The organism is Streptomyces sp. NPDC044921, from assembly GCF_056432865.1.
Genome location: NZ_JBWKIF010000028.1, coordinates 76,695 through 98,051 on the forward strand (window position 1 = coordinate 76,695; position 21,357 = coordinate 98,051).

Genomic DNA, 21,357 nt, shown 5'->3' on the forward strand with positions numbered 1-21,357 from the left:
CGCCCGCGTCATGCGCCGCGCACGCGCGCGTGCACCTCCGCGGCCAGCTCCGCCTGGTACGCGGTGTAGGCGGCGCGCAGCGCGGGGCCGGGCCAGTCGGCGGGCAGCAGCCCGGGCGGCAGGACGGGATCGGCCAGCAGGTGCCGCACGACGGCGGCGTAGGCGGTGAGCCGGTCGGCCGGCCGGGACGCGCGGGCGATGTGCGCGAGCAGCGCCCGGGCCGTGGCGGACCAGGCGTCCAGCGGCCACAGGGAGGCGGCCAGTCCGGGCGCGGGGCGCCCGGGGCGGGCCGTGTAGTGCTCGGCGACCCGGTCCAGGTCGGTGGGGAGCGCGCGGCCGAGATTGGCCGGCCGGAGCCAGACGCCCTCGCGGAGTTCGGCGAGCCGCAGACCGGTCAGCCGGGTCCGCAGGACCGCCCGTTCCGCGGGGCCGCGTCCGGTCGCGGTGATCACGACCATCTCCCAGTCGCCGTCCCACGCGCGCGTGCGCGGGTGCACCGCGTCGTCCTGACGCCGCTGGCGTGCCAGCAGCCGGTCGTTCAGGCGGTAGCCGGCGCCGGTGCGCCGCAGGTCTCCGGCGGCGACCATCCGGCTGAGCGCCGCCCGCAGGGTGGAGCCGCCGACGCCGAAGCCCTCCATTAGTCGCGCGAGCTCCCTGGCCGGCAGCTCCGGGGGGTGCGTGCCGAGCAGCAGGCTCAGCACCACCGACCGCGCGGACAGGGGCCGCAGATCGAGCGCGCCGGACGGCGCGGGGTCGTTCATCGGCATGGTCACGTACTGTACGCGGCCATCCTGCTGTGTTGCACTATTGCTGCGGCCGTAGCGGTGGTGCAACACTCGGGGCATGGTCGCGACACCGGACGGACAGCGGACGCACGGCGTACTCGCCACGCACGACGTCACCAACCAGGCCCCGCCTCTGACCCCCTACGACGCCTCCGACGACACGGGCCTGCTGGAGGGCCTGCGGCGGGAGGGCGCCGGCTGGGCCGAGGCGGACCTGCGGCGCCTCGGCCGGCGGGCGGGCAGCGCCCAGGCGCAGGAGTGGGCCGACCTGGCCAACCGGCACGAGCCGGAGCTGCGCACCCACGACCGGTACGGCAACCGCGTCGACGAGGTCGAGTTCCATCCCAGCTGGCACCACCTGATGCGCACGGCGATCGCCGAAGGCCTGGCCGGGGCGCCCTGGGCGGACGAACGGCCGGGCGTCCACGTCGCCCGGACCGCCGGCGGACTGGTGTGGGGCCACACCGAGGCCGGGCACGGCTGCCCGACGTCGATGACGTACGCGGCCGTCCCCGCGCTGCGCCGGCAGCCGGAGCTGGCGAAGGTCTACGAGCCGCTGCTGACGAGCCGGGAGTACGACCCGCGGCTGAGGGTGCCCACCGAGAAGCCGGGCCTGCTGGCGGGCATGGGGATGACCGAGAAGCAGGGCGGCTCGGACGTGCGCACCAACACCACGGCGGCCACGCCCACGGCCGAGCCGGGGGTGTACACGCTGCGCGGGCACAAGTGGTTCACCTCGGCGCCCATGTGCGACGTCTTCCTCGTGCTGGCGCAGGCCCCGGACGGGCTGTCCTGCTTCCTGGTGCCGCGGGTGCTGCCCGACGGCACCCGCAACACCTTCCGCGTCCAGCGGCTCAAGGACAAGCTGGGCAACCGGTCCAACGCCTCGTCCGAGCCGGAGTTCGACGGGACCGTCGCCTGGCTGGTCGGCCCCGAGGGGCAGGGGGTGAAGACCATCATCGAGATGGTCAACTGCACCCGGCTGGACTGCGTGATGATGTCGGCCGCGCTGATGCGCAAGTCGCTCGTGGAGGCCGGGCACCACGCGCGGCACCGCAGGGCGTTCGGCGCGCGGCTCGTGGACCAGCCGCTGATGCGCAACGTTCTGGCCGATCTCGCGCTGGAGTCCGAGGCCGCCACGACGCTCACGCTGCGGCTGGCCGGGGCGGCGGACCGCGCCAACCGCGGGGACGGGAGTGAGGCCGCGTTCCGCCGGATCGCCACGGCCGTCGGCAAGTACTGGGTGACCAAGCGCGGCCCCGCCTTCACCGCGGAAGCCCTGGAGTGCCTCGGCGGCAACGGCTACGTCGAGGACTCGGGCATGCCCCGGCACTACCGCGAGGCTCCCCTGCTGTCGATCTGGGAGGGCTCCGGGAACGTCAACGCGCTGGACGTGCTGCGGGCGCTCAGCCGCGAACCGGGTACGGCCGAGGCGCTGTTCGGCGAGTTCGCGCTCACCCGGGGCGCGGACGCGCGGCTGGACGCGGCCGTGGCGCGGCTCGGGGACCGGCTGTCCGGGGCGTCGCAGACGACGGCGCGCCGCCTCGTGGAGGAGATGGCGCTGACGCTCCAGGCCTCCCTCCTCGTCCGGCACGCCCCGCCCGCGGTCGCCGACGCGTTCTGCGCGACCCGGCTCGGGGGCGACTGGGGCCACGCCTTCGGAACGCTGCCCGACGCGGCGGACCTCGACGCGATCGTGGAACGGGCGCTGCCCGGCCGGGACTGAGCGTCGATCGGCCAACCCGCACACGGTTCGCGCACAGTCATCGCCCGATTCCGCTTCGTTGTCGGTGCCGTGGTGCAGACTCCCCGTCAGTTGGGACTTCGCCTGGGGAGGACAACGTGTTCAGGGGGATCGACGAGGTCGACTGGGCCGCGCTGCGCCATGCGGGCGGCAGTGCGCAGGACGTGCCCGCACTACTGCGGGGACTGGCCTCCGCCGACCCGGCCGAGCGGGAGAGCGCGCTCGACGGGCTGTACGGCGCCGTGCACCACCGGGGGGACGTGTACGACGCGACGCTCGCCTGTGTTCCGTTCCTCCTCGCGCTCGCCGTCCGCGAGGACGTGCGGGAGCGGGCCGCGGTCGTCGACCTGCTGGTCAGCATCGGCGGTGCCGAGGGCGCCTCGGCGGATCTCGCCGCCCGGGCCCGGGCGGCGCTGCTGGCGGGCGCCGAGGTGTTCGTCCGGCTGGCCGGCGACTCGGACGCGAGGGTGCGCCGGGCGGTCCTGCCGGCCCTCGTGCGGTACGGGTCCCCGCCGGCCCGGGTGCTCGCCTTGCTGCGGGAGCGGCTCACGGTGGAGCGGGACGACCGGGTCCTGCTCGCCCTGGCCGAGGCCCTCGGCCTGTTCGCGCGGCGGTACGGCACCGCCGGGGATCCGTGCGCCGCTGGTGCGGTGAGCGTGCTGGCCGGGCTGAGCAGGCCTCCGTACGGCCCCGGGCTGCGGCTCGCCGCGCTGGGGCAGCTCGCCGGCCGTGCCCCGTGGGAGCTGCCCGAGGATTTCGTACCGACCGTCGTGCGGTTGCTCAGGGCCAGGTCCCGGCAGCGCTCCCGGACCTGCCGCCCGTACGGCTGTCCCGGTACGGACACGCTCGCCGTGCGGCTGCGGCGGCTGCGACCCTCGGACGAGGAGGGCTCCCGGCTGCTGCGGAACCTGCACCACGGGCTCGGCGACCGGGTGGCCGACCGGGTCGCCCTGCTGTGCGGGCAGTTGACCAGCCCGGACGCCCTCGACCGGTGCAACGCCGTGTGGATGGCGGCCGGGCTGTTCCGCGAGTGGCGCGGCGCCCACCCCGGGCCGGTCGTGCTGATCGGGAACCAAGTGGGCGCCGAGGAGGGCCGGTTGCACGACGCGGCGGTGGCCGTCCTGCGGGAGCTGTCCGAGCTGGCCGCGCCCGCCGCCGACCCGTTGCACGCCCTGGTCATCCACCGCCCCGAGCTGCGCGTCCGGTACGGGCAGCGGGGCGGGCCGGTGCTGGGCGACCCGCTGCGGGCGCTGGCCGCAACCGGGGACGCGCGGGCCGTCCCGGTGCTGGCCGAGGTGCTCGCGGGGCCCGCCGTGCCGGACGACCTGGGGCTGGCCGTACCGCCTCTGGGGCGGGCCGCCGCCCCGCTGGCCCCGGCGTTGCGGCGACGCCTCGCGCGCGTGCCGCTCGACGGCCCCGGCACCGGGAGGCGGGTGGTGGGCCTGCTGGCGGCGCTCGGCGCCCTCGGGGACACCGCGTCCGTACCGTCGGTGGTGCGCCTGCTGCGGGGTGCGCCCGACGGGCCGGGGCCCCTCGCAACCGTCGTGGAGGCGGCGGTCCGTGCCCTGGCCGCCTTCGGCGCCGCCGCCCACGAGGCGATACCGCAGTTGCGCGGGCTGCTGGACACCGACTGCGCCGTTCCCGCCGCGGAGGCGCTGTGGTCCGTCACGGGCCGGCCGGACGCCGTACTGCCGGTACTGCTCGGGGCGTTGACGGGCACCGGCGGAGGCGGACACCGCCGGGCGGCGGCCGCGGACGCCCTCGCGCGGCTGGGCCCGCAGGCCGCCCCGGCCCTGCCCGCACTGCTCCGGCTGACCGCTTCCCCGGAGGCGGTGGAGCGGGTGGCCGCCGCGTGCGCGGTGTGGCGGGTCGCGGGCGACGGGGAGCGCGTCTTCCCGGTCCTCCGCGCCGCATGGGCGGAGCAACCGCACACCAGGACGGCGATCGCCCGCTGCGTGGCGTCCCTCGGCCCGGCGGGCACGCCCCTGCACGACCTGCTGCGGACGGAACTCGCCTCCCGCCGACGGCACCTGGCGGCCAGGGGCGCGCACGGCATCCACGCCGACCTGGTGCTGACGCGAGTGTGCCGGGAGGCCCTGGCGGGCCAGGGCCAGGGCCAGGGCCAGGGTTAGGGCCGGGCCTGGGCCAGGGCCCGGGCGGCGCCGAGCGCTGACCGCGGCGGTGAGGTCCCGTGCGTGGGCGAGGGGTGCGGCGGGCGAGGCGGTGGCCGGACTGCCCGTGCCCGCGGCAGTGACGCGGTCCGCCTTGTGCGACGGGCGGCCTGGGGCAGGCGTGCGGACACGGCCCGCGACACCGGCCTGACCTGCACCGGAGCGCGGTGCGGAGGTGATTGTCAGTGGTCGGGTGCAGACTGGCCGGTGTCCGAGACGAGGGCGTCAAAGGTGACGCCGCGGAGGTGATCGGCATGACCGAGGTACTGCTCGCCGTGGGCACGCGCAAAGGCCTGTTCATCGGGCGCCGGCGAGGCGGCGGCGCCTGGGAGTTCGACGAGAGTCCCTACTTCAACGCGCAGGCCGTGTACTCGGTCGCCATCGACACCCGCACCGCGACCCCGCGGCTGCTGGCCGGCGGCGACAGCTCCCACTGGGGCCCGTCCGTGTTCCACTCCGACGACCTCGGGCGGACCTGGACCGAACCGGCCCGCCCGGCCGTCAGGTTCCCCAAGGACACCGGGGCGTCCCTGGAGCGGGTGTGGCAGCTGCACCCGGCCGCGGCCGAACCGGACGTGGTCTACGCGGGCACGGAACCGGCCGCGCTGTACCGCTCGGCGGACCGCGGGGAGACGTTCGAGCTCGTCCGCCCCCTGTGGGAGCACCCGACGCGGTCGAAGTGGGTGCCGGGCGGGGGCGGTGAGGGACTGCACACGGTGCTCACCGACGCGCGCGACCCGCGGGCGGTGACGGTCGCCGTCTCGACGGCCGGGGTGTTCCGCACCCTGGACGGCGGCGCCAGCTGGACGCCCTCGAACACCGGCGTCTCCGCCGTGTTCCTGCCCGACCCGCACCCGGAGTTCGGCCAGTGCGTGCACAAGGTCGCCCGGGACGCGGCGAACCCGGACCGGCTGTACCTGCAGAACCACTGGGGCGTGTACCGCAGCGACGACACGGGCGCCCACTGGACGGACATCGGCGAGGGCCTGCCGTCCACGTTCGGCTTCGCCGCGGCCGCGCACCCGCACAGAGGGGACACGGCGTACGTCTTCCCGATCAACGCCGACGCCGACCGGGTCCCGGCCGACCGCCGCTGCCGGGTCTACCGCACGGCGGACGCGGGCAAGAGCTGGGAGCCGCTCTCGGCGGGCCTGCCGCAGGAGGACCACTACGGCACGGTGCTGCGCGACGCGATGTGCACGGACGACGCGGACCCGGCGGGCGTCTACTTCGGCAACCGCAACGGCGAGGTGTTCGCCTCGGCCGACGACGGCGACAGCTGGCAGCAGCTCGCCTGGCACCTGCCGGACGTGCTGTGCGTCCGGGCCGCGGTCGTCGGGTGAGGCGCGGATGAGGCGGGGGACGCGGTTGCGCGGGGGTCTTGGCCACCGGTTGATCGCCGCTGCCGGTACGGCAGTAGGGTGACGCCCGTGGCACCACGACCTCTGCATGAAATCGTCGAAGCGGGCTGGGCGAAGGCCCTGGAACCGGTGGCCGAACGCGTCGCCGCGATGGGGGACTTCCTCCGCGCGGAGATCGCCGCGGGACGCACGTACCTCCCGGCCGGGCCGAACGTCCTGCGGGCCTTCCAGCAGCCCTTCGACGACGTACGGGTCCTGATCGTGGGTCAGGACCCGTATCCCACCCCGGGGCACGCCGTGGGGCTGTCGTTCTCGGTCGCGCCCGAGGTGCGGCCGCTGCCCGGCAGCCTCGTCAACATCTTCCGGGAGCTGCAGGCCGACCTGGGCGTGCCCCAGCCGTCCAGCGGTGACCTCACGCCGTGGACCCGGCAGGGGGTGCTGCTGCTCAACAGGGCGCTGACCACCGCCCCGCGCAAGCCCGGCGCGCACCGGGGCAAGGGCTGGGAGGAGGTCACCGAGCAGGCGATCCGGGCCCTGGCCGGGCGCGGCAAACCGCTCGTCTCCGTCCTGTGGGGGCGGGACGCGCGCAACCTGCGTCCGCTCCTGGGCGATCTGCCCTCGGTGGAGTCCGCCCACCCCTCCCCCATGTCCGCCGACCGGGGCTTCTTCGGCTCCCGTCCGTTCAGCCGGGCCAACGACCTGCTGATCCGCCAGGGCGGCCAACCGGTGGACTGGCGCCTGCCGTGACGGGGGCGCCGGAGGGCTCCGGTTTCCTCGCGGTGGACTCCGGCGGGTCCGGGCTCCGGCTGGTCGTCGGGACCCCCGAGCGCGGGCCGCTGGCCCGGTGCGCCTCCGGGGAACCGGTCCGCACGGGTGAGCGGGGCATCGACCCCGCCCACTTCATGGCCCAACTGCTGCCACTGGTGCGGGTCCTGACCGCCGAGACGGGGCCGGTGCGGCTGACGGCGGCCGTCGTCGGCGCGGCCGGGCTCGCCTCCCTCGGCGACGCGCTGCGCGCCGAACTCCCGGGCGCCCTGGCCCGCGAGCTGGGCGTGCGGACCGTCGCGCTGGCTGCCGACGCCGTGACCGCGTACGCGGGAGCCCTCGGGCCCCGGCCGGGCGCGGTGGTCGCCGGTGGTACGGGGCTGATCGCGATCGGCACGGACCTGACCGGCTGGCGTCGCGCGGACGGCTGGGGGCACCTGCTGGGCGACTGCGGTGGCGGCGCCTGGATCGGCCGGGCGGGCCTCGATGCGGCGCTGCGGGCCCACGACGGACGGGCGGGCGGCTCGGGCCGCTTGCTGCGGGACGCCGAGGAGGTGTTCGGCCCCGTCACCGGGCTGCCCGGGGCGCTGTACCCGCGGCCCGACCGGCCCGCCGTGCTCGCCTCGTTCGCGCCCCTGGTCGCCCGGGCCTGCGCGGACGGGGATCCGGTCGCGGGCGGCATCCTGCGCGCCGCCGCTGGGCACATCGCCGAGTCGGCCGCGGCCGTGTGCCCCGCGGGCGCCGCGGCGCGGGTGGCCCTCACCGGCGGCCTGTTCAGGCTCGGCGATCCGCTCCTCGGCCCGCTGGACGAGGAGTTGGCCGAGCGGCTCCCGTGGGCTCGGCGGGTGCCGGCCGCGGGTGACCCGCTGGACGGGGCGGTGCGCATGGCCGCCGAGCTGAGCGCCGGTCCGCTGACCCTGCCGCGCGACGAGACGATGCTGACCGTGACCACCCTGCCGGGTGATGGATCGGGTGATTGATCCGATCCCGTCCGAACCGTACGGAACTCATCAGACAAAACAGGACGGATACCGCTCACCTGCACCCTCCCCGAACAGGGGAGCCCAGGAAACCAGTAACATGCGGCGCCATGAGTTCCCCCACTGGGCCCGCGGATGGCCTGCCCGTACGAATGCCGCGCCCCCGCCAGCCCGGACGGCACCGCCGTCCCGAGCCGCTGGTCGCCCCCGAGGGCGCGCCCGCGCTCGTCCTCGCCGTGCCGGGGACGCCCAGTAGCGCCACGCGCAGCCTCGCCGAGGAGGTCGTGAGCATCGCCCGCTCCGAGCTGCCCGGCCTCGACGCCCGGATCGGGTACCTCGACGGCGACACCGCCGAGTTCCCCACGCTGCAGACCGTGCTCGTGCACACGGCCGAGGAGCGCACGGCCCGTTACGAGCAGGCGCGCGCCGCCGGCATGGACGTCAAGCAGCCCGACGGCCCCGTCGCCGTCGTCGTGCCGCTGCTGGCCGGCCCGGACAGCGCGCTGCTGCGCCAGGTCCGCCAGGCCCTCATGGAGAGCCGTGTCGCCGCCGAGCTGACGGACGTCCTCGGCCCCCACCCGCTGCTCGCCGAGGCGCTGCACGTGCGGCTGTCCGAGGCCGGTCTGGCCCGTGCGGACCGTGCCCGGCTGTTCACGGTGGCGACCGCCGCGGACGGCATCATCCTGGCCTCCGTCGGCGGCGACGAGGCCGTGCAGGCGGCCGGGATCACCGGCATGCTGCTCGCCGCGCGTCTCGCCGTGCCGGTGATGGCGGCGGCCCTGGACCAGGAGGGCTCCATCGCGTCCGTCGCCGAGCAGCTGCGCTCCTCGGGCTCGCAGCAGCTGGCCCTCGCGCCGTACCTGATCGGCCCGGAGATCGAGCCGGGACTGGTCGAGGAGGCCGCGAAGGAGGCGGAGTGCTCCGCCGCGGAGTCGCTCGGACCGTACCCGGCGATCGGGAAGCTGGCCCTGGCCAAGTACACGACGGCGCTGGGCATCTCGCCGCAGCAGCCGCAGGGCGCGCCGGTTCGCTGACGCCCCCGCACGACCGGAAAGGCCCGCTCCGGCCCGGAGCGGGCCTTCGTCGTCGCAACCGGCCGCCCGTCGGCGGTCCGGTCAGCCGAGGACCACGCAGGACGCCGCCGGCACCGTGATCGAGCCGGCGCGTCGCGGGATCCCGGTGTGCGGGTCCACGGCGAACCACGTCACGTCACCCGAGCGCTCGTTGGCGACGTACAGGAAGCCGCCGGCCGCCGTGAGGGCGCGGGGCCAGTGGCCGCCGCAGGGGACCGTGGTGACGAGGCGCAGCTCCTCGTCCTCGGCCGCGAGGACGGACAGCACGTCCGCACCGCGCGTGGCGGTCCACACGAACCGGCCGTCGGCCGAGACGGCGATGCCGGAGGGGTAGGCGTCGCCCGCGGGTGCGCCGGGCAGGACGGGTGTCTCGCGCAGCGGCGTCAGGACGCCGCCGGCCGCGTCCCAGCGGCAGGCGGTGACGGAGGGGCTGAGCTCGTTGACGACGTAGGCGCGCCCGCCGTCCGGGTGGAAGGCCAGGTGGCGGGGTCCCGAGCCGGGCCGCAGGGCGGTCTCCCGGTGCAGGGCGAGGGCACCGTCCGTCAGGGTGCACACCCGCACCGAGTCGGTGCCGAGGTCGACGCTGACGGCCCAGCGGCCGCTCGGGTCGGACTGCACCTGGTGGGCGTGGGGGCCCTGCTGGCGCGGGGTGAAGGGACCAGCGCCGGTGTGCCGGAGGACGCCGGAGGCGGTCCGGCCGAGGGTTCCGTCGGGGCGGACGGGGACCGCGGTGACGCTGCCGGAGCCGTAGTTGGCGGTGAGGACGTGCCCGTCGAACAGGGCGAGGTGCGTGGGCCCGCTGCCGTCGACCGGAACGGGCGGACCGGCCGGCTCGGGCCGGTCCCCGCGCACGTCGTACGCGGCGACGGCGCCCCGGGCCGTCTCGCTGACCGCGTACAGGGTCCGCCCGTCGGGTGAGAGGGCCAGGTACGAGGGGTCGGGGAGGTCGTCGACGCCGCTCAGGACGGTCAGCGCGCCGGTGGTGTCGACCCGCGCCGTCACGATGCCGGGGCCGCCTGCCGCCGTGAACGACCCGATGAACGCCCGCTGCCGACCGCCGTCCGCCACCGCTGACCCCTCTCGTCCGTGTGCCGTCCGGATGGACCGCGCAGCCGATCATGCGCGGTCTAGACCAACGGGTCAAGGGTGGAGGGGCCCGATCGGCCCACGCGGCCATGGGCCGGGGCGGGCCGCCCCGGCCTCGTGGCGGAGGTGCGCCCGGTGGCTCACCGACCGGCCGCGCGGCGTACGGCCGGGCCGTCCGCTCACGCACCCACCAGCGGCGATCCCGACGGCGTGCGCAGTGGCCGGGCGAGTTCGGCCAGGGCCCGCTCCAGTCCGTGCAGGTGGGCCAGGGCGGGCTCCGTGACGGCCGGGCCGTCCGCCTGGACGGTGATGTCCCGGCCCTCGGTGAGGGCCTCGACCGCGGCTTCCACACGCCGGCAGGCCGTGGCCAGGCGGGCGTCGTGCGAGGCTTCCGGGTCGGCGGCGACGGCGACCAGGCCGCGGATCTCGCGGGCGCAGTCGTCGAGGAGGTCCAGGACGTGCCGGGCGCGGCGCTTGCGGCCGAGCATCGGGTTCAGCGGGTGCACCAGCGGCGCGACCGAGAGCCGCACGCGGGCCAGGAGCTGCTCCAGCTCGGCCACGCGCGGGGCCGGATCGGCGTCCGGCGCGCCCGCCAGCCGCCGGGCGGTCTCCACGGCGCAGGTGTGGACGCAGCCCAGGGCCCGCCGGATCCAGGCGTCGGTGACGCTGTGCGTGGTGACGGGCAGGACGAGGACGACCGCCAGCGCGGCACCGAGCGCCCCGACGCCGGTCTCGGCGAGCCGCAGCACGAGCAGGGCGGGGCTGAGCACGCCGAGGAGGCCGTAGAGCAGCCCGGCCAGCAGGGTCACCCAGAGCATCATCCAGGTGTAGGACACGGCGGCCGTGTAGAAGATGCCGAAGACGCAGAGGGCGGTGAGGGCGGCCGTGACGGCCGGGTCGCCGTGCACGGGCAGGGCCACGACCAGGCCGAGGGCGATGCCGATGACCGTGCCGAGCAGCCTGCGGAAGCCGCGGACCAGGGTCTCACCGCGCGAGGTGGTGTTGACGAAGATCCACCAGGTGGCGCCGACGGCCCAGTACCAGCGCTGGCCGGACAGCAGCTGGCCGACGACGAGGGCGAAGCCCGCTCCGGCGGTCGCCTGGATCGCCTGGCGGGTGGTCACCCGGGCCAGACCGGTGCCGCCCGGCGGGGCGGGCACGACGGGCGGGGGCAGGCGGCGCTCGTAGCACCACAGGCCGAAGCGCACCGCGGCGGCGGCCAGGACGGACAGCAGGACCGCCGCGTACAGCTCGGGCAGCTGGCCGGTGGTGGCGTGCAGGAACTGGGCGACGAAGAAGGTCATGAACGCGAACACGCCGAGGCTGTGTCCGCGCGGGCCCCAGCGGCGGGCGTACACGCCCGCGCCGACCACGGCGAGGAAGGTGAGGTCGCGGGCCACCGGGTGGTCGTGGAGCCCGGTTGCGGCGGTGAGCACGGGCAGGCCGACGACGGGCAGCAGCGCGGTGGTGACCGCCTGGCCGCGGACCGTGGCGTCGGTGACGGTGAACAGGGCGAGCAGGGCGGCGAGACCGCCGGTGACGGCCCCGGTGAGGGAATGTCCGGCGAGGCCGCACAGGGCGACCGCGAGCGTGATGCCGAGCACGGCGCGCGTGGCGAACCGCAATCGCGTCCGCCCCGGATCCGGAGCCGTGAACACCCTCTTCAGCACCGCTTACCGCCCCCTTCGCACGGACAGGAATGAGCATGAAAAAGGCGCCGCGGGGTCCGCAGCGCCATCGACGTACACATATCAGCACCTCGGGCACCACTGGCTCAACAGGCCTCTCCTAGACTGGGCCATTGGTACAGGAACAGCGGCCCGGTAGCGGCCGCCGCAGAGCCAACGGACGAGGAGGGCCCGGCATGCCCGTGGACGAGCTCGACACCCGCATCCTGCGACTGCTGCTGGAGCAGCCGCGCACGAGCGTGCGCGAGTACGCCCGGATCCTCGGCATCGCCCGGGGCACCCTGCAGGCGCGGCTCGACCGGCTGGAGCGCGACGGCGTGATCACCGGTTCGGCGCCGGCCCTCTCCCCCGCCGCACTGGGGCACCCGGTGCTCGCGTTCGTCCACATCGAGGTCACGCAGGGACATCTCGACGAGGTGGGCGACGCGCTGGCCGCCGTGCCGGAGATCGTCGAGGCGTTCTCGATCACGGGCGGCGGCGACCTGCTGGCCCGGGTCGTGGCGCGGGACAACGCGCATCTGGAGGACGTCGTCCAGAAGCTGATCAGCATGCCGGGGGTCGTGCGCACCCGCACCGAGGTGGCGCTGCGCGAGCGGGTGCCCCACCGGCTGCTGCCGCTGGTCGAGTCGATCGGGCGGTCGACCCGCCGATGATCTTTGAGAGCATGACGGCATGAGCAAGCTCCGCGGAACATCGGTCATCTTCGATCTCGACGGAACACTCGTGGACAGCGAGCCCCACTACTACGAGGCGGGCCGGCAGACGCTCGCCGCGTACGGCGTCGACTTCACCTGGGCGGACCACGAGCGGTACGTCGGCATCAGCACGCAGGAGACGGTCGCGGACTGGAAGGACCGCTACGGCCTGCCCGCCCCGGTCGAGGAACTGCTCGCCGAGAAGAACCGCCGGTACCTCGAACTGGCCCGCGGCGCCGCACGCGCCTACCCCGAGATGCGCGCGTTCGTCGAACTGCTGGCGGCCGAGGGCGTTCCCATGGCCGTGGCCTCGGGCTCGTCCCCGCAGGCCATCGCGGCGGTGCTCACCGGGACCGGACTGGACGCGCACCTGCACACCGTGGTCTCCGCGGACGAGGTCGCGCGCGGCAAGCCGGCCCCCGACGTCTTCCTGGAGGCGGCCCGCCGGCTGGGCGCGTCCCCGGCGGACTGCGTGGTGGTCGAGGACGCCGCCCCGGGCGCCGCCGCCGCGCACGCCGCGGGAATGCGCTGCATCGCGATCCCCTACGTCCCGGCCCAGGCGGACGCACCGGAGTTCGCCACCGCGGGTTGGCTGCTGCGGGGCGGGCAGGCCGAGTTCACCGGACAAGCCGCCTTCGACTGGCTGTGCCGGACGGCGTAGCGGCCCGGGCCGGCGTACGACGCCCGGGCCGGAGCCCTCGCCAGGTCGCTGGGAGCGACCGCTAGAGCATCCGGAACCGCCGCTCCCGGGCGGCGCGCTCCTCGTGCGCCACCGGGTACCGGACGTCACACCAACTTTTTCGCGGCAGGAGTGATTGTTTCGCTCCTGCCGTCCGTACCTCTGGGTGTTGGGCCGTTCATATCCCAGGAGGCACGATGCGCATCTCGCGCAGCACGGCAGGAACCGCGTTCGTGGGCGGTGCGTTGATCCTTACGCTCTCCGCGCTCGCCTACCCCAGCATGCTGGGCGTGCAGAACGCGGCTTCCGGCCAGGACCGCATCATCGCCAACACCCAATGGGGTCCGCTGACCGAGGCCGACCGCGACTTCGTGGTCCGGGTGCGCGCGGCCGGCCTGTGGGAGTACCCGCTGGGGCAGATGGCGATGACGAAGGGCACGACGCCGGCGATGAAGGAAGTCGCCAAGCACCTCCTGGTGGGACACGGCCGCCTGGACGCGACGTGCCGCAAGCTCGGCACGGACCTGGGCATCACGCTGCCGAACGAGCCGTCCCCGCAGCAGCAGCAGTTCGTGGCGACGGCGGAGGGCGCGACCGGCAAGGAGTTCGACTCGACGGCGGTGACCATCATGCGCGTCGCGCACGGGAGCATCTTCCCGACGGTCGCCAAGATCCGGGCCACCACCCGCAACAGCCTCGTGCGGGAACTCGCCGACCAGACCAACGACACCGTGCTCGACCACATCTCGATCCTGGAGAAGACCGGGCTGGTCAATCACGAGCAGGTCGCCTTCCAGATCACCGCCCCGGCGAAGCTGCCCCAGGAGCAGACGACGCCCCCGCCGCCGCAGGCGGGCGCGCCGGTCCGGGTCCTGCCGGTCCCCGAGGACCTGAAGGACTTCCAGACGGTCGCCCCCAACCCGTCCTTCGCACAGCCGCAACCGTCGCCGACGGCGGGCTGACCGGAACCGCCACGACGCCGCCCGCCCGCCCGGCCGAAGGCCGGGCGACGGGAACTGAGCGCCCCTCCCCGCGACGGGAACCGAGAGCCCTGTCCTCCCCCACCGGGCCCGGGCCGGGCCCCTTCCCACCACCCGGCGAACCGACGGCGGTCGCCGCCTGCACCTCGTCGTCCGGCGAACGAAGGACCGGCTACGGGCTCGTCGAGCGAGGCGATGACCGTGCGGACCGCGACCACTTCGACGCCCCGGCGGGCGTCCGGGCCGATCGCCGCGGTGGCGCCGCCGCCCAGCAGCTCCGCGGCGCGCTCGGCGGACAGCCGCTCGGGGCCGGACGGGCCGGGGGCGTCGGCCAGCTCGTGCGTGCGGCGCATGCGAGGGCGTCACGCCAGGACGGCGCGCGGACCGAGGCCCGGGACACAAACCCCGCCGGACAGAAACCCCGCCTCCCGGCCCGGCTGCCGAGCGCGCCGGCCGGCGGCGGCCGCCGCGCCAGCCGGGGCGGCCGGTACGGCGCGGGGACGTGTGCGGACCATGAACGGCGGCCGGCAGGCGCCCACGTCAGGACGGATACGGGCTCCACGCACGGTCGACGGCCGCGCAAGTGCCCCTCCTGCCTCCTACGAGCGGCGGCGCGGTCGGCCCCGCTTGCCGCCGCCCCTGGCAGCGCCGCCCGAGGGGCCGCCGCGTCGGTTGGCGACCGGCTTTCCCGCCGTCGACGGCTTCGGCTTGCGCCGGGGGCCGTCCTTGTCCGTGCGTCCGGGCTGGTCCGCCGGAGGCCGCGTGCGGCCCCGGGTGCTGTTGACCGTGCGGCCGCGGACGATGCCGATGAAGTCCTCCACCTGGTCCGTCGTCGCGTCCTCGCGCCAGGACAGGGCGACGCTCGACTCGGGGGCGTCCGTGAGCGGCCGGTGGGTGAGGTCCTTGCGGTGGTGGAGCCGGGCCAGCGACAGCGGGACGATCAGGACGCCGATGCCCGCCGCGACCAGCTCGACCGCGTCGGAGGTGGTAGCGGGGCGTTCGAGGGCGGGCCGCCCGGGAAGCCCCCGCTCCCAGTCGAGGACGTCGTCGAGGGGGTGCAGCACGATGTCGTCGGCGAGGTCCTCGGGCATCACCTCGTCGACCGCCGTGACCAGGTGGTCCTTGGGGACGACGACGACCGTCTGCTCGGTGTAGAGGGGGATCGCGCTCAACACGGAACGGTCCACGGGCAACCGGACGAGACCCGCGTCGGCCTCACCGGCCCGCAGTCGCTCGGCCGCGGCCGCGGCGGACACCTGCGTGAGGGTCAGCGGGACGTCGGGATGCCGCTCGTTCCAGACGCGCACCCACTTGTCGGGCATCACCCCGGGGACGTACGCGAGCCGGAACGAGGGGGGAACTTCCGAGCCTGTCACCTGGCCAGGTTACCGGCCGTGGTCGGGCCTCGGGCACACGCTCGATACGCTGGATGCCATGACGTCGCACCAGAGCACCCAGACGATGAAGCCCGCGACCGCGGCGAAGAAACTGGGTGTGTACCTCGAGGCCACCCCCGCCGACTTCCGTGAGGGTGTCGTCTCGCGCGCCGAGCTGAACGAGCTCCAGGCGAACCCGCCGCAGTGGCTGCAGGACCTGCGGCGCGACGGGCCGCACCCCCGTCCCGTGGTCGCCGCGAAGCTCGGCGTCTCCATCGCGGGCCTGGCCCGCGGGGGTGTCACCGAGGCCCTCACCACCGAACAGATCGAGTCGCTGAAGCGGGAGAGCCCGGAGTGGCTGGTGCGGGAGCGCGCCACTCAGGCCGAGGTCCGCAAGGAGGCGGCCCGCATCAAGAAGAAGCACGCCGAACGCAACGGCTGACCTCCCTCTCGTCCACACGGCCCCAACTGCTCCCCCGGTTGGGGCCGTTGCCGGGCCCGGGGGGGGGGCGTCGAGCTCCAGCACGACAGGCTGGAGAATTGCACCGGCGGTCCATCCACTCCTGGGTGCGCGGCGGGCCGGCACCGGGTCCGTGCGGCGCCTCGGGGCCAAACCACGATCTGTGGCTGTCCGTTGGTACCGCGCCGCACGCCCTCGCCCGCTCGGGGCGCGGTCGCGCCCGGAGTTGATCGGGAGCTTCCGGGCCGGGCCGTTCGCGTGCTCCCTTTCGACCGGGACGCACCCGTTCCAAACGCCAGACCGCGCCACCCCTTCCAGCCCGTAGAAATATCTACGACCATGGCTGTGGCCGGGCGGCGCGCGGATCCCCGCGGGTCACCGGCCGTGTCCCGCGCGCGCCACCGCGGCGCCGCCGACCGTGCCTGGGGTGGCCATGCAGAGCGTCATGTGGAAGCAAGCCGTGGAATGGCTCGCCGCAGCCGCGACGGACCCCCAGGAGTGCAAGCGGGAGTGGGACCACGGCTCGGGCACGGCGCTCGTGGAGGCCGGGCGGTACTGGGACGTGCTGAGCGTGCCCGACCGGCTCGGCCTGCTGGCCCTCGACCTCCTGTGGCGCGATCCGCTGCGGCTGCCGGGCCCCACCCTGGTGGACTCCGCCGCGCGCAGAGTGGGGTTCTTCCTGCCGCCGGATCCCGTCAGCGAGTGGGTGGGGTCCGGGGTACGGCACCTCGGCCGGGGCTCCTGGGTCGCCGTGCCGCCGCCGTACCGGCCCGCCGGCCGCCTGGAGTGGCTCGTCCCGCCGGACGGCACCGGCGCGCTGTACGCGCCCGGCACCCTCGAATCGGCCCTGCGCGAGGCCACCGGCACGCTCGCCGTGCTGGCGCCGGTCAGCGCGGAGCCGGTGGCGCCGGACGGCTGGTGAGACGCGGGCCCGGACCCACGGGCCGGTCGGGGCCCGGCCAGACACCGTTCACCGCCCCCAGGCCCACCGGCCGGTCGGCTCCTGGCCGCACACCGTTCGCCATGCCCGGACCCGCCGACCGGTCGCCCCCCGGCCACACACCGTTCGCCATGCCCGGGCCCACCGGCCGGTCGACCCCCGGCCGCACCCCGTTCACCGCCCCCGGACCCACCGGCACCGCCAGCGGGCCCACCGGCACCATCCCCGAGCCCGAGCCCGAGCCCGGGCCCCTGGGGCGGTCTCCCCCTGCGCGGACCCCGCCCGCGCCGCCCGGGCCCATGGTGCGGTCGGCGGCCGGGTGTACCGCGCGAGCGGCGACCGGGCCCATGTGCGGGCCGGCCGTCCACGACGGTACGGCCGTCCAGGTCTCGCTCTGGGACGGTGCGGCGAAGGAGACCCACTGGCCGTCGCGGTGCTCCGGCACCGCGTGGCCTCTGGCCTCCCACTCGGCGACCAAGGCCGCGTAGATCGGCGGATGCCCCCCGTAGGCGCTGGTGATCTCGGCGTACGGACGGGGCGCGGCGTCGTTCCGGCGAAGGCGGCGTGCCGTGTCAGTGCTGTCCATGCCAGGAAAACGTGGTGCCGCGCGCCGGTGGTACGCGGGTGGGACGCCGTGCGTCGGGTCGAGTGAACCCGTCACCCGTACGGCGGCACGCGAGGACCGGACAAACATCCAGTCAGGCGGTCGCCCGTTCAGTGCCGGGGTCGATTCCCGGCCGTTCGGCCACTTTCGAGCCACCACCCCCTCGGACCGGTGCCTTCCGACCGCGCCGGGCTCCTCGACCGGGCCCGGCGCGTCCGGTAACACTGACCCCACGCCGAGAACCGGTACGACGGCAGGGAGAGGCCATGTCACAGCGCCCTGACCTCCGACAGCGCAGGGCCGTGCTGGAGCACGAGTGGTCCCGCTGGGTGCCCCGGCTGAGCGTCCCCGGCGCCCGGCCGGGCGGCACCGCAGCGCTGCGCCACGAGGTGACCGAGTCCTGGGCGCGTTCGCTGATCAGTGTGGACCCCGGCCGGGACAGCGCGCCGGTGACCGACGGGGACCCGGTGCACCAGCGCTGGACGTCCTCACCCCTCTACCGGCCGGTGTCCGCGCTCGCGAGCGAGCTGCGCAGCATCGCCGAGGACGCCGGGTTCGTCACGGCCGTCACGGACGAGTCCGGCACCATCCTGTGGACCTGCGGCGGGGCGACCATGCGCCGCCGCGCCGAGCGCGTCAACTTCGCGCCCGGCGGCCGCTGGGACGAGCAGGCCATGGGCACCAACGCCCTGTCTCTCGCCCTGCGCACGGGCCGCCCCAGTTCCGTCTTCTCGGCCGAGCACCTGGTGTCGGCCCTGCACGGCTGGGTCTGCTACTGCGCCCCCGTGCACGGCCCGGACGGCCGCGTCCTCGGCGTCCTGGACCTGTCCACCACCTGGGACCGCTCGCACCCGCTGGCCATGTCGACCGTACGGACCCTGGTCTCCACGATCGAGGCCCGCCTCGGCCCGGAGGCGGTGTCCCGGCCGGGCCAGGTGCGGCTGACCTGCCTGGGCGCCGAGCGGGTCGCGCGCGACAACCGGCAACTCGCCCTTCGGCCCCGCCAGTTGGAGATCCTCACCCTGCTCGCGCTCGAACCCGACGGGTTCTCGCCGGAGCGGCTGCGCGCCGCCCTGTACGGCGACCGGCCGGTCACCGCGTCCACCTTCAAGGCGGAGGTCTCCCACCTGCGGCGCGCGCTCGGCGGCGGCGTCTCGCCCCGCCGTTACACCCTCACCACGCCCGTGTCCTGCGACGCCGTGGACGTGCTGCGCGCACTGGAGCAGGGCGACACGGACACCGCCCTGCGTCTCTACGGCGGACCGCTCCTGCCCCGCTCCGAGGCCCCGGGCATCGAGGAGTGGCGCACCCGCCTGGACGTGGCCGTGCGCGAGGCCGTGCTGGCCAGCACGCGCCCCGACCACGCCCTGCGCTTCGGCGAACGGGCGCCGTACGACGCGGAGATCCACGAGCACGCGCTGCGCCTGCTGGGTCCGCAGGACACCCGCAGGGCGATCGCGGCGGGCCGGCTGACGACGGCGCTGCGCGACTGACGACGCGGCGCCGGGGCGGTCCGCGGCGGCGCCAACCTTGCGCCAACCCGCCGGGGGCACAGTCAGGGCGTCGCGACGGCGTACCCGTCACCCGCACCTGCCCCGAGGAGAGCCGCCATGGTGTACGCGCAGCCAGGAACCGACGGCAGCATCGTCAGCTTCGCCCGGCGCTACGACAACTTCATCGACGGCGACTGGGTCGCCCCCGTCGAGGGCCGCTACTTCGAGAACCCGACCCCCGTGACCGGCGAGGTCTTCTGCGAGGTGGCCCGCTCCTCCGCGGCCGACGTCGACCTCGCCCTGGACGCGGCGCACCGGGCGGCCGACGCGTGGGGCCGCACCTCCACCACGGAACGCGCGAACGTCCTCAACCGGATCGCGGACCGCGTCGAGCAGCACCTGGAGAAGATCGCGGTCGCCGAGACCTGGGAGAACGGCAAGCCGGTCCGCGAGACGCTGGCCGCGGACATCCCGCTGGCCGTGGACCACTTCCGGTACTTCGCCGGCGTGGTCCGCGCGCAGGAGGGCAGCATCGCGGAGATCGACGCCGACACCGTCGCCTACCACTTCCACGAGCCGCTGGGCGTGGTCGGCCAGATCATCCCGTGGAACTTCCCGATCCTGATGGCCGCCTGGAAACTGGCCCCCGCGCTGGCCGCCGGCAACTGCGTCGTCATCAAGCCGGCCGAGCAGACCCCGGCCAGCCTGCTCTACGTCGTCGACCTGATCGCCGACCTGCTCCCGCCCGGTGTGCTGAACGTCGTCAACGGCTTCGGCGTGGAAGCGGGCAAGCCCCTGGCCTCCAGCCCGCGCGTGGCGAAGGTGGCGTTCACCGGCGAGACCACGACCGGCCGCCTGATCATGCAGTACGCGAGTGAGAACATCATCCCCGTCACGCTGGAACTGGGCGGCAAGAGCCCGAACATCTTCCTGCCCGACGTGATGGCCGCCGACGACGACTTCCTCGACAAGGCCGTCGAAGGCTTCGTGATGTTCGCCCTCAACCAGGGCGAGGTCTGCACCTGCCCGTCCCGCGCCCTGATCCCCTCCTCCATCTACGACGACTTCATGGCCCGCTGCGTGGAACGCACCAGGGCCATCGTCGGCGGCGACCCGCTGGACCCGGCCACGATGATCGGCGCCCAGGCCGGCAACGACCAGTACGAGAAGATCCTCTCCTACCTCGACATCGGCAGGAAGGAGGGCGCCGAGGTCGTCACGGGCGGCTCCTCCCGGACGGTCCCCGGACTGGAGGGCGGCTACTACGTCGAGCCCACCATCTTCCGCGGCACCAACGACATGCGGATCTTCCAGGAGGAGATCTTCGGCCCGGTCGTCTCGGTCACCACCTACGACTCGGTCGACGAGGCCCTGAAGATCGCCAACGACACGCTGTACGGCCTCGGCGCGGGCGTGTGGACCCGCGACGGCAACACGGCCTACCGCCTCGGCCGCGAGATCAAGGCGGGCCGCGTGTGGACCAACTGCTACCACGCCTACCCGGCCCACGCGGCCTTCGGCGGCTACAAGAAGTCCGGCATCGGCCGCGAGACGCACAAGATGATGCTGAACCACTACCAGCAGACGAAGAACCTGCTGGTGTCCTACTCGGCGAAGAAACTCGGGTTCTTCTGAAACCCGAGCCGGGTGCCTGGAGCCTTCGTCCGTGACGGCACAGGCCCCGTGACCGCACGGGCCCCGGACCTCGTCGAGGTCCGGGGCCCGTGCGGAGGATGTCAGGCGGTGGCAGCGTGCGCCAGCGCACGCGCTTTGGCCGCCCACTCCCCCATCCTCGTGATGGCGGAGGTCAGTTGCCTCACCGCGGCGGAGATCTCCTTCACCGGCCTGCGGAGGTGCCGGCTCACCCGGACCAGTGAGCCCGCCGAGGTGCCGAAGGAGGTGATCTGCGCCCGACCGGTCGGTCAGGATCAGTATTTTGACATAGGTTTCTTCCCATAGATAATGTCGTGGCGTGACCGGAAGCAGTGGTGCTCGCGAGAGCCGGGGCGTCGACCAGGTGGCCGCGGGCCTCCTGGCCTGCCTGCCCGCACTGCACCGGGAACTCAAGCAGGCCGTCGACCGGCAACTGCCCTTTCCCAAGCTCCCCGAGCGGCAGCTGGCCCTGTTGCAGTACGTCGCCGAGCACGACGGGGCCACCGTCCACAAGGCCGCCGAAGCGCTGCGCATGATGCCGAACAACGTCAGCGCGCTGGTCACCCGCCTCACCGAGGCGGGTCTGCTGGAGCGTCACCAGGACGACACCGACAAGCGCGTGGCGCACCTGTGTGTCACCGCGCTGGCGCGTCAGCGCATGGGCGAGGTGCAGAACATCGCGGCGGCGCGACTCGCCCCCGCGCTGCGCGCCCTCACCGACGGCGACCTCGACGCCCTCGGCTCGGCGCTCGGCGCCCTGCAGTCGCTCACCCGGCGCCTGCGCGACCAGTCCGCCTGACCGGTCCGGCACCCTGCCGTTCGTC

The 21,357-nt window shown here is 74.9% G+C and carries 19 protein-coding genes and 1 pseudogene; 14 read left to right on the forward strand and 6 right to left on the reverse strand.

The annotated features are described in order from the left end of the window. Positions 1-8: 8 nt before the first annotated feature. Positions 9-767 carry a PaaX family transcriptional regulator C-terminal domain-containing protein gene (locus AC07DA_RS32515; protein ID WP_479131821.1) on the reverse strand — a complete coding sequence of 253 codons (759 nt, stop codon included), beginning with the start codon at positions 765-767 and terminating at the stop codon, positions 9-11. Between the two features lie 76 nt (positions 768-843). Here AC07DA_RS32515 and AC07DA_RS32520 point away from each other — a divergent pair, with 76 nt between their 5' ends. The 6 genes from AC07DA_RS32520 (at position 844) to AC07DA_RS32545 (ending at position 8,840) form a co-directional block, all read left to right on the forward strand. Further along, entirely contained in the window at positions 844-2,511 is a 1,668-nt protein-coding gene (locus tag AC07DA_RS32520; protein WP_479131822.1) for a DNA alkylation response protein, read from the forward strand. A 116-nt stretch (positions 2,512-2,627) separates the two neighbouring features. After that, positions 2,628-4,661 (forward strand): HEAT repeat domain-containing protein, encoded by a 2,034-nt coding sequence (locus AC07DA_RS32525; protein ID WP_479131823.1) that lies wholly within the window; start codon positions 2,628-2,630, stop codon positions 4,659-4,661. A gap of 224 nt (positions 4,662-4,885) precedes the next feature. Further along, positions 4,886-6,043 carry a WD40/YVTN/BNR-like repeat-containing protein gene (locus AC07DA_RS32530; protein ID WP_479131824.1) on the forward strand — a complete coding sequence of 386 codons (1,158 nt, stop codon included), beginning with the start codon at positions 4,886-4,888 and terminating at the stop codon, positions 6,041-6,043. An 87-nt stretch (positions 6,044-6,130) separates the two neighbouring features. After that, complete coding sequence (locus tag AC07DA_RS32535; RefSeq protein WP_479131825.1) at positions 6,131-6,808, forward strand: uracil-DNA glycosylase; 678 nt, start codon at positions 6,131-6,133, stop codon at positions 6,806-6,808. Continuing rightward, on the forward strand, positions 6,805-7,806 hold the full coding sequence (locus AC07DA_RS32540) for an N-acetylglucosamine kinase (protein WP_479131826.1): 1,002 nt from the start codon (positions 6,805-6,807) through the stop codon (positions 7,804-7,806). The genes AC07DA_RS32535 and AC07DA_RS32540 overlap by 4 nt, the downstream gene beginning before the upstream one ends. A gap of 110 nt (positions 7,807-7,916) precedes the next feature. Beyond that, positions 7,917-8,840: a sirohydrochlorin chelatase gene (locus tag AC07DA_RS32545; RefSeq protein WP_479131827.1), complete on the forward strand. Its 924-nt coding sequence runs from the start codon at positions 7,917-7,919 to the stop codon at positions 8,838-8,840. A gap of 81 nt (positions 8,841-8,921) precedes the next feature. Here AC07DA_RS32545 and AC07DA_RS32550 read toward each other — a convergent pair whose 3' ends face one another. Both AC07DA_RS32550 and AC07DA_RS32555 read right to left on the reverse strand, forming a co-directional pair. Next, complete coding sequence (locus tag AC07DA_RS32550; RefSeq protein ID WP_479131828.1) at positions 8,922-9,947, reverse strand: lactonase family protein; 1,026 nt, start codon at positions 9,945-9,947, stop codon at positions 8,922-8,924. Between the two features lie 197 nt (positions 9,948-10,144). Next, on the reverse strand, positions 10,145-11,635 hold the full coding sequence (locus AC07DA_RS32555) for an FUSC family protein (protein ID WP_479131829.1): 1,491 nt from the start codon (positions 11,633-11,635) through the stop codon (positions 10,145-10,147). Between the two features lie 194 nt (positions 11,636-11,829). On the opposite strand from AC07DA_RS32555, the gene AC07DA_RS32560 reads away from it, so the two are divergent. From AC07DA_RS32560 to AC07DA_RS32570, 3 genes are all read left to right on the forward strand, one after another. Beyond that, on the forward strand, positions 11,830-12,306 hold the full coding sequence (locus tag AC07DA_RS32560) for an Lrp/AsnC family transcriptional regulator (RefSeq protein ID WP_479131830.1): 477 nt from the start codon (positions 11,830-11,832) through the stop codon (positions 12,304-12,306). A 19-nt stretch (positions 12,307-12,325) separates the two neighbouring features. Then, the gene (locus tag AC07DA_RS32565) at positions 12,326-13,009 is read left to right on the forward strand and encodes an HAD family hydrolase (RefSeq protein ID WP_479131831.1); all 684 of its coding nucleotides are present in this window, start codon (positions 12,326-12,328) and stop codon (positions 13,007-13,009) included. A gap of 215 nt (positions 13,010-13,224) precedes the next feature. Then, the gene (locus tag AC07DA_RS32570; RefSeq protein ID WP_479131832.1) at positions 13,225-13,989 is read left to right on the forward strand and encodes a DUF4142 domain-containing protein; all 765 of its coding nucleotides are present in this window, start codon (positions 13,225-13,227) and stop codon (positions 13,987-13,989) included. Between the two features lie 197 nt (positions 13,990-14,186). Here AC07DA_RS32570 and AC07DA_RS32575 read toward each other — a convergent pair. Both AC07DA_RS32575 and AC07DA_RS32580 read right to left on the reverse strand, forming a co-directional pair. Then, positions 14,187-14,342 (reverse strand): annotated as a pseudogene (locus AC07DA_RS32575) (2,3,4,5-tetrahydropyridine-2,6-dicarboxylate N-succinyltransferase); the annotation flags it as partial. 264 nt (positions 14,343-14,606) lie between these two features. After that, positions 14,607-15,383 carry a LysR family substrate-binding domain-containing protein gene (locus AC07DA_RS32580; protein WP_479131833.1) on the reverse strand — a complete coding sequence of 259 codons (777 nt, stop codon included), beginning with the start codon at positions 15,381-15,383 and terminating at the stop codon, positions 14,607-14,609. Between the two features lie 58 nt (positions 15,384-15,441). Here AC07DA_RS32580 and AC07DA_RS32585 point away from each other — a divergent pair, with 58 nt between their 5' ends. Then, on the forward strand, positions 15,442-15,825 hold the full coding sequence (locus tag AC07DA_RS32585; protein ID WP_479131834.1) for a DUF5997 family protein: 384 nt from the start codon (positions 15,442-15,444) through the stop codon (positions 15,823-15,825). 451 nt (positions 15,826-16,276) lie between these two features. Then, positions 16,277-16,765: a hypothetical protein gene (locus AC07DA_RS32590; protein ID WP_479131857.1), complete on the forward strand. Its 489-nt coding sequence runs from the start codon at positions 16,277-16,279 to the stop codon at positions 16,763-16,765. Here AC07DA_RS32590 and AC07DA_RS32595 read toward each other — a convergent pair. Continuing rightward, positions 16,731-17,369: a hypothetical protein gene (locus AC07DA_RS32595; RefSeq protein WP_479131836.1), complete on the reverse strand. Its 639-nt coding sequence runs from the start codon at positions 17,367-17,369 to the stop codon at positions 16,731-16,733. The genes AC07DA_RS32590 and AC07DA_RS32595 overlap by 35 nt on opposite strands. A gap of 284 nt (positions 17,370-17,653) precedes the next feature. On the opposite strand from AC07DA_RS32595, the gene AC07DA_RS32600 reads away from it, so the two are divergent. The 3 genes from AC07DA_RS32600 (at position 17,654) to AC07DA_RS32610 (ending at position 21,332) form a co-directional block, all read left to right on the forward strand. Further along, on the forward strand, positions 17,654-18,880 hold the full coding sequence (locus AC07DA_RS32600; protein ID WP_479131837.1) for a GAF domain-containing protein: 1,227 nt from the start codon (positions 17,654-17,656) through the stop codon (positions 18,878-18,880). Positions 18,881-18,997: 117 nt separating this feature from the next. Then, positions 18,998-20,515: an aldehyde dehydrogenase gene (gene adh, locus AC07DA_RS32605; protein WP_479131838.1), complete on the forward strand. Its 1,518-nt coding sequence runs from the start codon at positions 18,998-19,000 to the stop codon at positions 20,513-20,515. A gap of 337 nt (positions 20,516-20,852) precedes the next feature. Beyond that, entirely contained in the window at positions 20,853-21,332 is a 480-nt protein-coding gene (locus AC07DA_RS32610) for a MarR family winged helix-turn-helix transcriptional regulator (protein WP_479131839.1), read from the forward strand. Positions 21,333-21,357: the final 25 nt, after the last annotated feature.

Bases quoted from the DNA above. Each gene is read 5' to 3' on its own strand.
- AC07DA_RS32515 (WP_479131821.1), bottom strand. From the start codon at position 767: ATGCCGATGAACGACCCCGCGCCGTCCGGCGCGCTCGATCTGCGGCCC.
- AC07DA_RS32520 (WP_479131822.1), top strand. From the start codon at position 844: ATGGTCGCGACACCGGACGGACAGCGGACGCACGGCGTACTCGCCACG.
- AC07DA_RS32545 (WP_479131827.1), top strand. From the start codon at position 7,917: ATGAGTTCCCCCACTGGGCCCGCGGATGGCCTGCCCGTACGAATGCCG.
- AC07DA_RS32560 (WP_479131830.1), top strand. From the start codon at position 11,830: ATGCCCGTGGACGAGCTCGACACCCGCATCCTGCGACTGCTGCTGGAG.
- AC07DA_RS32565 (WP_479131831.1), top strand. From the start codon at position 12,326: ATGAGCAAGCTCCGCGGAACATCGGTCATCTTCGATCTCGACGGAACA.
- AC07DA_RS32570 (WP_479131832.1), top strand. From the start codon at position 13,225: ATGCGCATCTCGCGCAGCACGGCAGGAACCGCGTTCGTGGGCGGTGCG.
- AC07DA_RS32585 (WP_479131834.1), top strand. From the start codon at position 15,442: ATGACGTCGCACCAGAGCACCCAGACGATGAAGCCCGCGACCGCGGCG.
- AC07DA_RS32590 (WP_479131857.1), top strand. From the start codon at position 16,277: ATGCAGAGCGTCATGTGGAAGCAAGCCGTGGAATGGCTCGCCGCAGCC.
- AC07DA_RS32595 (WP_479131836.1), bottom strand. From the start codon at position 17,369: ATGGACAGCACTGACACGGCACGCCGCCTTCGCCGGAACGACGCCGCG.
- AC07DA_RS32600 (WP_479131837.1), top strand. From the start codon at position 17,654: ATGTCACAGCGCCCTGACCTCCGACAGCGCAGGGCCGTGCTGGAGCAC.
- adh (WP_479131838.1), top strand. From the start codon at position 18,998: ATGGTGTACGCGCAGCCAGGAACCGACGGCAGCATCGTCAGCTTCGCC.